Here is an 11,599-nt window from a genome sequence, read left to right on the forward strand (position 1 = left end):
ACGCGGACGCACGGCGGGCATCCGACTTCCGGCTAGCGGCGCGGGCCGAAGGGATACGCCCCCGGGTCCGAGGGATACGCCCAGGCCCGGGGGATACGCCCGGGGGCGGTTGGGGAGTTGTTGGCGGGGTGGGTGAGGATGCCGGGATGACCACGAAGAAGAGAATCGTTCGCTCTGTGGGCGTGCTCGCCGCTGCCGTCGGGCTCGTCGCACTCAGCAATCCGGCTTATGCCGCGGGGGACGTCTACAAGGGCACCGGATGGCGGATCCTGAAGGGGCAGGGGATCGAGTCGCTCAGCCCCGACCCGTACGTGATCCACCTGGTCAAGCCCAAGGCGTCGGAGACCAAGCTCACCGCCACGCAGACCAAGAAGGCGGAGAGCGACCTGCGGGCGCAGCTGAAGAAGACCGCCGCGCAGCTGACCTCGGTCACGGGGACCAAGTTCTCGCTGGCCAGCGGCTATCACAAGGAGCAGAACGCCTGTAACACCGCAGAGCGCCACGTCATCACCGTGGGGCTTGACTACCGCCCCTTCATGCCGGGCAACAAGCCGGGCTTCTCGCAGGCCCACCCGTGCTACGCGACCGCCAACCACAGCGCGTGGGGCGGCTGGATATGGGTCGACAGCGAGTACTGGAAGCCGGGGAACTACAAGCTCTCCCCGACCCTCATCTCGAACATGGTGAGCCACGAGATAGGGCACGCGATCGGACTCGACCACGCCAACGTGGACGGCTCGGACTCCAACCACACCGCCGACAACTTCGAGTGCGTCTCCAACAGCACCAAGGACCTGCCGGTCATGTGCTCCCCCAACGGGGGTTACGCCAGGGCCAAGGGCGGCACCGACGCCCGCGCCGAGAAGTACCGCGGGCAGTACACGAAGTGGGACATCGCCGGACTCAAGGCCCTGAAGGCCAACTACACCCGCTGAGCCGTTCGTTCCGCCGGTGGTCCTTCAGCCGGCCGGCGACAGTTCGTTCAGGGCCGGGGGCGCCGTCTCGTACGGCGTCCCCAGGCCCCACGCCTGGTGCATCGCGTCCGCGAAAGCCGCCGCCAGCTTGTGCTCGCCGCTCTCGTTGGGATGCGTCCCGTCGTACGTGTCGGCGTCTATGTCGTACGACGGCGGCGTCGAGGCCAGGAGCAGTGGCGAGACGCCCGTGTCCAGGTCCGCCACCGCCTTCGCGAGCAGCATGTTGAAGCGCGCCACCTCCGCCGCGAACGGGGCGTCCGTGCGGGCCCGGATGTTCGGGATCACCGGCAGCAGGACGAGGCGGACGTGCGGGTTCGCCGACCTCGCCGCCGCGACGAAACGGCGTGCGTTCTCGGCCGTCTGTTCCGCGTTCGTGTAGAACCCCAGGTCGATCAGGCCGAGCGAGACGAGCAGGACGTCCGGGGCGTCCTTGCGCACCACGTCCGCCACCTGCGGCGCCATGTGCAGCCAGCCCTCGCCCCAGCCCGCGAAGTGCTCGCGCGGGAAATCCGGGTCGTCGCAGGCGTAGGCGTACGAGACGGGCTCGCCGGAGACCTTGTCGTGCAGCGCCCTGCGCGGACCCACCACGGCGAAAGCCGCGTCGCCGACCGAGGCCCGCAGGTGCTGCCACATGCGGTGGCGCCAGGTGTGTTCCCCCGCGCTGCCGATCGTCATCGAGTCGCCGACGAACATGAACCTGAGCATCCGCTCATCATCGCGGATCAAGGGCCCGGCCTGCGATGTGAGGCTCAACACCTGCCGGACGTCCGCCCTCCGCCGCGGGGGTGGCAGGCTTGGCCCATGCGTTCACTGCGTTCTTCGATGGGTGCCGTAGGTGCCGGGTGCCTGGTTCTGCTGAGTGCCGCGGCCGGTCCCGCCGCCGCCGACGACGGCCACGACGGGTTCACCGTCAAGGACCCCCGCATCATCGAGTCCAGCGGCCTCGCCGCGTCCCGCGCCCACCCCGGCGTCTACTGGACGCACAACGACCAGGACAAGAACGGCGCGCTGCTCTACGCGGTGGACGGCAAGACCGGCAAGACCGTCGCCACCATCACGATGACCGGCGTGGGCGAGCCCCGTGACGTGGAGGCCGTCTCCGTCGGCAGTGACGGCAACATCTACGTCGGCGACATCGGCGACAACCTCGGCGGCACCTGGTCCCACGTGTGGATCTACAAGCTGCCCGAGCCGAAGAAGCTCGGCGACCAGACCGTCCGCGCCACGCAGTACACGGTGAAGTACGAGGGCGGGGCGCGCGACGCCGAGGCGCTGATGGTGCACCCCAAGACCGGCCGCATCTACATCGCCGACAAGAAGGAGGAGGGCGGCGGCCTGTACGAGGGCCCCGCGCGGATGTCCTCCTCCGGCACCAATGTCTTCAAGCGGCTCGGCGACACCGGGCTCTGGACCACGGACGGCGCCTTCTCGCCCGACGGCAAGCAACTCGCGCTGCGCGGCTACCTCGGCGGTGTCTCGTACACCTGGCAGGGCGAGGGGAAGATGCCCAAGCGCGAGGGGCGGCTGAGCGTGCCGCTCCAGAGGCAGGGCGAGTCCGTGACGTACACCCTGGACGGTACGACCCTCCTGTACGGCAGCGAGGGCGAGCAGAGCCAGGTCGAGCCCGTCGAGGTGGAGGGGGCGGGCGGCGACAACTCGGGCTCCGGTGCCGGGAGTTCCGGTGACGCGGGGGACGACGGGGGCTCGGGGGCCGGGGGTGACCTCAAGGTCGGCGCGCTGACCCTCGGCGTCGTGCTCATCGCCTTCTTCGGGCTCAAGCGGCTGTTCCGGCGTAACTAGGAGGCCGCGCGCGCCGCCACCAGCACGTCGAGACCGTCCAGCACGCGCTGGAGGCCGAACTCGAAGTGGTCGAAGTCCGAGCCGAACGCGTCGTCGGAGAGTCCCGCCAGGTGGGGGTAGCGGCCGCTGTTCATGATCCGCTCCAGGGTCGGATACTGCGCCTCCCAGAACGCCCGGTCCGTCAGGCCGCTCTTCTTGACCGCCTCCATCTCCTGCACCTGGGTGCGGGCGACTCCGGTGACGTATCCCTCGACCATGACGATCACGCCGATCAGCTCGGGGTCGGTCAGGCCCATCGACTTGATGCCGGACAGGGTCCGCTCCAGGCCGCCCACCGAGCCCGGTCCGAGCACCGGGCGGGCCTGGTTGACCTGGAGCAGCCAGGGGTGTTCGCGGTAGAGGACGAGGGTCTCGCGGGCGTACGCCTCGACGGCCGCGCGCCAGTCGCCGACCGGGGGCCCTGCGTCGCCCGCCGGCATGAACACGCGGTCCAGCATCAGGTCGAGCAGTTCGCTCTTGCCGGGGACGTAGCGGTACAGGGACATCGTGCCGGTGCCGAGCTCCGTGGACAGGCGGCGCATCGAGACCGCCGTGAGCCCTTCGGCGTCCGCGAGGCGCACGGCCTCGGTGACGATCCGGTCCAGGGTGAGGCCGGGCTTGGGGCCGCGCGTGGGGCGTTCGCCCTCGCCCCAGAGCAGTTCCAGGCTCCGGGTGATGTCGGTGCCGGTGCGCTTGGTGCCGCTGTCGTCGCCGCCGTTCGTGCTCGTCATGGCGCTCAGCCTAATCGCCGTACCGGTAATTGAGTACGGTGTACCCACAAAACTGAGTACGGTGTACTCTCAATTGGGTACGGTGTACTCAGAGGGCGAGCCCTGGAGGGGCAGTGAGCGAGAACGAATACGCGGTGCGGGCCGAGGGGCTCGACAAGCGCTACGGCGACAAGAAGGCCCTGGACGCCTTCGACCTGCGCGTGGAGCGCGGCACGGTGCACGGACTGCTCGGCCCGAACGGCGCGGGCAAGACCACCGCCGTACGCATCCTCTCGACGCTGGTGCGGCTCGACGGGGGCCGGGCCGAAGTCGCGGGCGCCGACGTGGTCCGGCAGCCCGACGCGGTCCGCGCCCGCATCGGCCTCACCGGCCAGTACGCGGCGGTCGACGAGGTCCTCACCGGGCGGCAGAACCTGGAGATGTTCGGCCGCCTCTTCCACCTGGGCGGCAAGCGTGCCGCCCTGCGCGCGCAGGAACTCCTGGAACAGTTCGACCTGGTGGACGCGGCGGGCAAGGGCGCGGGCCAGTACAGCGGCGGCATGCGGCGCAGGCTCGACCTCGCCGCGTCGATGATCCTCGCGCCCGCCGTCCTCTTCCTGGACGAGCCGACCACCGGGCTCGACCCGCGCAGCCGCCTCGACGTCTGGGACACCGTACGGAAGCTGGTCGCGGACGGCACGACCGTGCTGCTCACCACGCAGTATCTGGAGGAGGCCGACAAGCTGGCGTCCCGGATCACCGTCATCGACCAGGGCCGCGCCATCGCCGACGACACCCCGGACGGCCTGAAGAACACGGTGGGCGGCAGCTATCTGGAGGTCGTGGTCCGCGAGGCCGCCGACATCCCGGCGGCCGAGCGGGCCGTCGCCCGGGTCGCGGTGGGCGTCCCCGAGACCGACGGCCTGGAGCGGCGCGTCCAGGCCGCCGTGACCGACCGGGTCGGCGCGCTGACGGACGTGGCGCGGACCCTCCAGGACCAGGGCGTCGCGGTGGAGGACATCGGCCTTCGCAGGCCGAGCCTCGACGACGTGTTCCTGCGGCTCACGGGGCACCGGACGGAGTCCCGCGAGGCCACGGAGGCCGGGAACGCCGCCGGAACAGCTGCCGCCGGAATCGACGAGAAGACGGAGGTCGCGGCATGAGCGCCGTACTCACCACGGATGCCACGCACCCACTGCCCGCGCGCGGACGCCTCTACTGGGCGCTCGCCGACACCTGGAACGTCACCCGCCGCTATCTCACCCACTTCCAGCGCCAGCCCGTCAACATCGCCTGGCAACTGGGTTTCCCGATCATCTCCGTACTGCTGTACGGGTTCGTCTTCGGCGAGGCGATGAAGGTGCCCGGCGGGGGCGACGACGGCGACTACAAGCAGTTCCTGATGCCCGGCATGTTCGTGATGACCATGGCCTTCGGCTTCATGAACACCGCGATGGCGGTCGTCACGGACTCCACCAAAGGCGTCATCGACCGCTTCCGCTCGATGCCGATGGCGCCTTCCGCGGTGGCTGCCGGGCGCGGCCTCGCCGACCTCATCGTGGCCTGCGCCGAGCTGACGATCCTCGCGCTCACCGCGCTGGCCATCGGCTGGCGGTCGAGCGCCGGTCTTCCGGAGACCCTGGCGGCCTTCGGGCTGCTGCTGCTCCTGCGGTTCAGCCTGATCTGGGTGGGCGTGTTCCTCGGCCTGGTGGTGCCGACCCCGGAGGCGGCGGGCGGGCTCTACGCGGTCGCCTTCCCGCTCACCATGATCTCCAGCGTCTTCGTGGCACCGTCCCTGATGCCCGACTGGCTGGCGCCGGTCGCTGCCTGGAACCCGGTCTCGTCCACGGGCACGGCAATCCGCGAACTGTTCGGCAACCCCGGGGCGGGCGGGTCGAGCTGGGTCGAGCAGAACGCGGTACTGATGGCGGTGGTGTGGCCGCTCGCGATCTCGCTGCTGTTCCTGCCGCTTGCGGTACGCAAGTTCAAGCAGCTGAGCCGGTGAAGCGCCCTGAAGGGGCGCGGGGAACTGCGCGACCAGCCCCGACCGGCCCGCAGACGTAGAGCTGGGCACGGTCGACGAAAAGGGGGCGTCCGGCAGGTCATGCCTGCCGGACGCCCCCTTTCCCGTAGAGCAGCGGAGCGTTAAAGCTTCTCGATCACGTAGTCGATGCACTTGGTGAGCGCCTCGACGTCCGCCGGGTCGATCGCCGGGAACATCGCCACGCGCAGCTGGTTGCGGCCGAGCTTGCGGTACGGCTCCGTGTCCACGATGCCGTTCGCGCGCAGAGCCTTCGCCACCGCGGCGGCGTCGATCTCGTCCGCGAAGTCGATCGTGCCGATGACCTGCGAGCGCTTGGCCGGGTCCGTGACGAACGGCGTCGCGTACTTCGACTCGTCGGCCCACCCGTACAGCGCCTGCGACGACGCGGCCGTACGACCGGTCGTGAACTCCAGGCCGCCCTGGCCGTTCATCCACTCCAGCTGCTCGGCGAGCAGGAAGAGCGTGGCGAGAGCCGGGGTGTTGTACGTCTGGTTCTTGCGGGAGTTGTCGATCGCCGTGGGCAGGCTGAAGAACTCCGGGACGTGCCGGCCGCTCGCGTGGATGCGCTCGGCACGCTCGATGGCCGCCGGCGAGAACGCCGCGAGCCACAGGCCGCCGTCCGAGGCGAAGGACTTCTGCGGGGCGAAGTAGTAGACGTCCGTCTCGGCGATGTCGACCGGCAGGCCGCCCGCGCCGGAGGTGGCGTCCACCAGGACGAGGGAACCCTCGTCCGCGCCGGCCACCCGCTTGACGGGGGCCGCGACGCCGGTCGAGGTCTCGTTGTGCGTGAACGCGTACACGTCCACGCCCGCCTCGGCCCGCGGGTCCGGGTGCGTGCCCGGCTCGCTCGTGATCACGGTGGGCTCGGCGAGCCACGGGGCGAGCTTCGAGGCCTTGGCGAACTTGGAGGAGAACTCGCCGAAGTTGAGGTGCTGCGACTTGTTCTCGATCAGGCCGTGCGTCGCGACGTCCCAGAAGGCGGTGGAGCCGCCGTTGCCCAGGATCACCTCGTAGCCCTCGGGGAGGGAGAAGAGGTCGCGCACGCCCTCGCGCACCTTGCCGACCAGGTTCTTGACCGGGGCCTGGCGGTGGGAGGTGCCGAGCAGAGAGGTACCGGTGGCGGCGAGCGCGTCCAGCGCCTCCGTGCGCACCTTGGAGGGGCCCGCGCCGAAACGTCCGTCGGCGGGCTTGATGTCAGCGGGAATCTGGATCTCAGCCACGGGGTGAGCCTAACGGCTACCGGCGCGGGGGCCTTGGGGGTGTCCGGCGGGTGAGACCGCTCGGTCACTTGGCGGACACCCCGGGGGAGGCTATTTACGGAGCCGCACCGGCAGCTCGTACAGGTCGTTCTGTGTCACCACCGGCTTGTTGCGCAGCTCGCCCGGCGCGACCGCCAGCGTCAGCTCCGGGAAACGCTCGTAGAGAGCCGGGAGCGCCACCCCCGCCTCCAGGCGGGACAGGGCCGCTCCGGGGCAGACGTGCGGGCCGTGGCCGAAGGAAATGTGGCGGTTCGGGGAGGTGCGCGTGATGTCGAAGGCGCCCGCCGTGGGGCCGTGCGCCCCCTCGTCGCGGCCGATCGCCGCGTACGACACGATCAGCGCGTCCCCCTCGCGGATCACCTTGTCGCCGACCGGTACGTCCTCGGCCGCGAACCGGATCAGGACGTGTGATGTCGGCGTGGAGTGGCGCAGGGTCTCCTCCACCACCATCTCCCAGCTCGCCTCGCCGGACAGGACAAGCGCGAGCTGCCCGGGATGAGCCGAAAGATTCACCACCGCGTTGACGATCAGCGAGATCGTCGTCTCGTGGCCCGCCGCGACCATCAGCTGGAGCGTGGAGAGGATCTCCGCGTCGGTGAGGTGGTCGCCGTTCTCGGAGGCGAGGATCAGGGCGCTCGTCAGATCGTCGCCCGGCTCGGCGCGCCGGGCCGCGACGACCTTGCCCATCATCCCGGCGAGTTCGCCCAGCGTCGCCATCACCTCTTCGGGTGGCGTCTGGGTGGAGAAGAATTTGTCGAAGAGGACCTTCAGGCGGGGGTGGTCGGCCTCCTCGATGCCCATCAGGTCGCTGATCACGTACATGGGCAGGGGGTAGGCGAACTCGGCCTTCAGGTCGACGACTTGGCCCCCTTCCGACGGGAGGCGGTCCAGGAGGCCGTTCGTCAGCTCCGCTATCCGCTCCCGCATCCGCTCGACCCGCCTGGGCGTCAGCGCCTGGGCGACCAGGGCCCGCATCCTGCGGTGCTCCTCGCCGTCGACCGTCAGCATCGAGCGGCCCGGGTTGGCGAGGCCGATCAGCGGCCAGTCCGCCGGTATCTCGCCGCGCCGCCAGGCGCCCCACACCTCGATGTCCTTCACCAGGCGCTTGTCGGTGAGGAGTTGGCGTGCCTCCGCGTGGTGCGTGACCGCCCACACCGGTACGCCGCCGGGCAGCTCCGCCTCGGCGAGCGGGCCCGCGGCGCGCAGCCGGGCACTCTCGCCGTCCAGATCGGTGACGAAGGGATCGAGGACGATGCGGTCGGGGGTGCCGGGTGTCATCAGGGCTCTCCTCTGGGGCCACGTGGGGGGTGCGGTGATCAAGTCGCGGCAACTATAGGTCCGTGTCGGGCGTTTGGCTGCGGTCGGTGCGGGCCTTCGCGGATGCATCCTGAGGGCATGGATATGGGCATGAGTGATCTCGGAGGCGTACAAGAGCTCGAAGCGGAACTGCGGGCAGCGGTGCGGGGGGAGGTGGACTTCTCCGTCACCGCGCGGGCCCTGAACACCATGGACGCGTCCAACTACCGCCGGGTGCCGCTCGGGGTCCTCGCCCCGCGTGACGCGGACGACGTGGCGGCGGCGCTCGCCGTGTGCCGGGAGCGCGGGGTGCCCGTCGTCGCCCGCGGCGCCGGTACGTCCATCGCCGGGCAGGCGACCGGCACGGGGCTCGTCCTCGACTTCACCCGGCACATGAACCGGATCGTGTCCCTGGACCCGCAGGCGCGCACCGCGGTCGTGCAGCCGGGGGTGATCTGCGACGACCTGCGGGGCGCCGCGGCCCCGCACGGCCTGACCTTCGGCCCCGACCCCTCCACCCACAACCGCTGCACCCTCGGCGGCATGATCGGCAACAACTCCTGCGGCTCCCACTCGGTCGCCTGGGGGACCACCGCCGACAACGTCTCGTCCCTTTCGGTGGTCAGCGGCGCGGGCGCTTCGCTCGCGCTCGGCCAGGGGTGGGCGGGCGCGCCGGAGGGCCTGCGCGCGCTCGCGGAGGGCGACCTGGAGCTCCTGCGCACCGGCTTCCCGGAACTGCCGCGCCGTATCTCCGGTTACGCCCTCGACGCCCTGCTCCCCGAGCGGGGCGTGGATCTGGCCCGCTCCTTCTGCGGCTCCGAAGGCACCCTCGGCGTGGTGACGGAGGCCGTCGTACGGCTCGTCGACGCGCCACGCGCGCGTGCCCTCGCCGTCCTCGGGTACGCCGACGAGAGCGCGGCGGCCGAAGCCGCGGCCGGGCTGCTGCCGTACGGGCCGCTGACCGTGGAGGGGATGGCCGCCGATCTCGTACGGGGAGCGCGCGGGCTGCCCAAGGGCGGCGCCTGGCTGTTCGTGGAGACGGGCGGCGAGAGCGCGGGCGAGGCGCGTGCGCGTGCCGATTCGATCGTGAAGGGGGCCGCGTCCGGGGGCGTCGTGGACTCGGTGGTGGTGACCGATCCGGCCGGGCAGCGCGCCCTGTGGCGGGTACGCGAGGACGCGAGCGGTACGGCGACCCGGATGCCGGACGGCAGCGAGGCGTGGCCGGGCTGGGAGGACTGCGCGGTGCCGCCGGCCCGGCTCGGGGCGTATCTGCGGGACTTCAGGGCGCTGCTGGCCGAGCACGGCCTGCGCGGGACTCCGTACGGGCACTTCGGGGACGGCTGCATTCACGTACGCATCGACTTCGACCTGATGAGCGGCGAGGGCGTGCGGCGCTTCCGGCGCTTCTCGGAGGACCTGGCGGAGGTCGTGGTCGCGCACGGGGGTTCGCTGTCCGGTGAGCACGGGGACGGGCAGGCGCGGGCGGAGCTCCTGCCGAAGATGTACGGGGCCGGGCTCGTGGGGCTCTTCGAGCGGGTGAAGGGGGTGTGGGACCCGGCGGACCTGCTGAATCCGGGGATGCTGGTGCGGCCCGCGCCGCTGGACGCGAACCTGCGGTTCGCCCCGCTGCCGCGCAAGCCGGTGGACGTGGCCTTCGGCTACCCCCATGACGGCGGGGACTTCTCGGCGGCGGTGCGGCGGTGTGTGGGGGTCGCCAAGTGCCGTACCGCGTCCGCGGGTTCGGGCGGCGGGGTGATGTGCCCCTCCTTCCGGGCGACGGGCGAGGAGCAGCATTCCACGCGGGGGCGGGCGCGGCTCCTGCACGAGATGCTCGCGGGCGAGGTGGTGACGGAGGGGTGGCGCTCGGAGGAGGTACGGGACGCGCTCGACCTGTGCCTGTCCTGCAAGGGCTGCCGGTCGGACTGTCCGGTGGGCGTGGACATGGCCACGTACAAGGCGGAGTTCCTGCATCACCACTACGAGGGGCGCAGGCGGCCCGCCTCGCACTACGCCATGGGCTGGCTGCCGGTGTGGCTGCGGCTCGCGGAACGGACGCGGACGGCGGGGGTGGCCAATGCGCTGATGCGGGTGGGGGTGTTGGCGTCGCTGGCCAAGCGGGTGGGCGGGATCGCTCCGGAGAGGGAGGTTCCGCGGTTGGCGGGGGAGTCGTTCCGGCGGTGGTTCCGGGGGCGGGACGGGGTGCCGGTGGGTGGCGGGGCGTCGGGTGGTGGTCCGTCGGGTGGCGGGCCGGCGGGTGGCGGGCCTGCGGTCGTGCTGTGGCCCGACACGTTCACGGATCATCTGTCGCCTTCGGTGGGGCGGGCCGCGGTGCGGGTCCTTGAGGACGCGGGGCTGCGTCCCGTCGTGCCGCCGGGGGAGGTGTGCTGCGGTCTTACGTACGTGTCCACGGGGCAGCTCGACCGTGCCCGCGCGGTGATGCGGCGCACCCTTGAGCGGATGGGGCCGCTCCTCGATTCGGGGGCGCTGCTGGTGGTCCTCGAACCGAGCTGTGCGGCGGCGCTGAGGACGGACCTGGTGGAGCTGCTCGGCGGTGACCCGCGGGCGGCTGAACTCGCGGGGCGCGTAAGTACGTTCGCGCAGGCCCTTGAGGAACTTGCCCCGCAGTGGTCGCCGCCGCGGATCGAGCGGCCCGTGGTGGGCCAGACGCACTGCCACCAGCACGCGGTCCTCGGCGACGGCGCCGAGCGCCGGCTGCGGGAGAAGGCGGGCCTGGAGGGGGAACTGAGCGGGGGCTGCTGCGGCCTCGCGGGGAACTTCGGCTTCGAGGCGGGGCATTACGAGGTCTCGGTGGCCTGCGCGGAGGAGCAGTTGCTGCCTGCGGTGCGGGGGGCTGTGCCGGAGGGGGAGGGCGGTCCGGTGGTCCTCGCGGATGGGTTCTCCTGTCGGACGCAGCTTTTGCAGGTGGGGGAGGGGGTCAGGGGGAGGCATTTGGCTGAGGTGCTGGCTGAGGGGATTGCGGATCGGAGGTCTGCACTTCCCCCACCCTGACGGGGGGCGCTGTCCCGATGGGGGGACGTTGTCCTGACGGGGGCTGCCCCTGTGCGGGGGGCTTGCCTGTGGCTTCGGTGTCCCGGCGGGTGGCGGTGCTGTCTCGTTGTGCTTGGGCTGCGTTCGCCGGGGTGCTGTCCGTGGCTTCGGTGTACCGGCGCCGTGTGGTGCCGCCTCGTCCCCACCCGCCCGCCCCCGCCTGGGCGGGTGTCTTGGCCTTGGAGCTGGTGGGGCTGGTCCCTCGAAGCCTGTAGTTGTGGTGTACCGGCGGCTGAAGCGGTTGCCGGGGCCGTCCGGTTGTCCCGAGGTTGGCGGTTCCGGGGCGGGAGTCAAGGGCGCTCCTGCGTCGCGTCGGCTTCGCCGATGGCCCTTCGGGCCACCCTTGACACCCTCCCCTCCACCGCGCGAGGGAAGACGACCGGACGGCCCGGGGGCGGGACTCTCGACCAGGGGGGTGGGGTTGTGCGG

The 11,599-nt window shown here is 71.3% G+C and carries 9 protein-coding genes; 5 read left to right on the plus strand and 4 right to left on the minus strand.

All coding sequences use genetic code 11. From position 1 onward, the window contains the following. The first annotated feature begins 146 nt into the window (after positions 1-146). Complete coding sequence (locus tag ACQKIP_RS08645; RefSeq protein ID WP_365860358.1) at positions 147-935, plus strand: hypothetical protein; 789 nt, start codon at positions 147-149, stop codon at positions 933-935. Between the two features lie 24 nt (positions 936-959). Here the strand turns inward: ACQKIP_RS08645 and ACQKIP_RS08650 are convergent, their stop codons facing one another. Next, positions 960-1,679, minus strand: a complete 720-nt coding sequence (locus ACQKIP_RS08650; RefSeq protein WP_365860359.1) for an SGNH/GDSL hydrolase family protein — start codon at positions 1,677-1,679, stop codon at positions 960-962. A gap of 96 nt (positions 1,680-1,775) precedes the next feature. Between ACQKIP_RS08650 and ACQKIP_RS08655 the strand changes: the two genes are divergently transcribed. After that, positions 1,776-2,774, plus strand: coding sequence for a WD40 repeat domain-containing protein (locus tag ACQKIP_RS08655; protein WP_427742608.1), 999 nt, complete (start codon positions 1,776-1,778; stop codon positions 2,772-2,774). Here the strand turns inward: ACQKIP_RS08655 and ACQKIP_RS08660 are convergent. Beyond that, positions 2,771-3,544: a TetR/AcrR family transcriptional regulator gene (locus ACQKIP_RS08660; protein WP_365860360.1), complete on the minus strand. Its 774-nt coding sequence runs from the start codon at positions 3,542-3,544 to the stop codon at positions 2,771-2,773. The genes ACQKIP_RS08655 and ACQKIP_RS08660 overlap by 4 nt on opposite strands. Positions 3,545-3,657: 113 nt before the next feature. Here ACQKIP_RS08660 and ACQKIP_RS08665 point away from each other — a divergent pair, with 113 nt between their 5' ends. Next, positions 3,658-4,686 carry an ATP-binding cassette domain-containing protein gene (locus ACQKIP_RS08665; RefSeq protein WP_365860361.1) on the plus strand — a complete coding sequence of 343 codons (1,029 nt, stop codon included), beginning with the start codon at positions 3,658-3,660 and terminating at the stop codon, positions 4,684-4,686. Further along, entirely contained in the window at positions 4,683-5,528 is an 846-nt protein-coding gene (locus tag ACQKIP_RS08670; RefSeq protein WP_365860362.1) for an ABC transporter permease, read from the plus strand. The genes ACQKIP_RS08665 and ACQKIP_RS08670 overlap by 4 nt, the downstream gene beginning before the upstream one ends. A gap of 140 nt (positions 5,529-5,668) precedes the next feature. Here ACQKIP_RS08670 and serC read toward each other — a convergent pair whose 3' ends face one another. Continuing rightward, entirely contained in the window at positions 5,669-6,787 is a 1,119-nt protein-coding gene (gene serC / locus ACQKIP_RS08675; protein WP_365860363.1) for a phosphoserine transaminase, read from the minus strand. 90 nt (positions 6,788-6,877) lie between these two features. Continuing rightward, positions 6,878-8,104: a cytochrome P450 family protein gene (locus ACQKIP_RS08680; RefSeq protein WP_365860364.1), complete on the minus strand. Its 1,227-nt coding sequence runs from the start codon at positions 8,102-8,104 to the stop codon at positions 6,878-6,880. 129 nt (positions 8,105-8,233) lie between these two features. On the opposite strand from ACQKIP_RS08680, the gene ACQKIP_RS08685 reads away from it, so the two are divergent. Beyond that, a complete protein-coding gene (locus ACQKIP_RS08685) occupies positions 8,234-11,131 on the plus strand; it encodes an FAD-binding and (Fe-S)-binding domain-containing protein (RefSeq protein ID WP_365860365.1) in 2,898 nt (965 codons plus the stop codon). Positions 11,132-11,599: the final 468 nt, after the last annotated feature.

It is taken from the genome of Streptomyces sp. NPDC059900, from assembly GCF_050270335.1.
GTDB lineage: Bacteria > Actinomycetota > Actinomycetes > Streptomycetales > Streptomycetaceae > Streptomyces.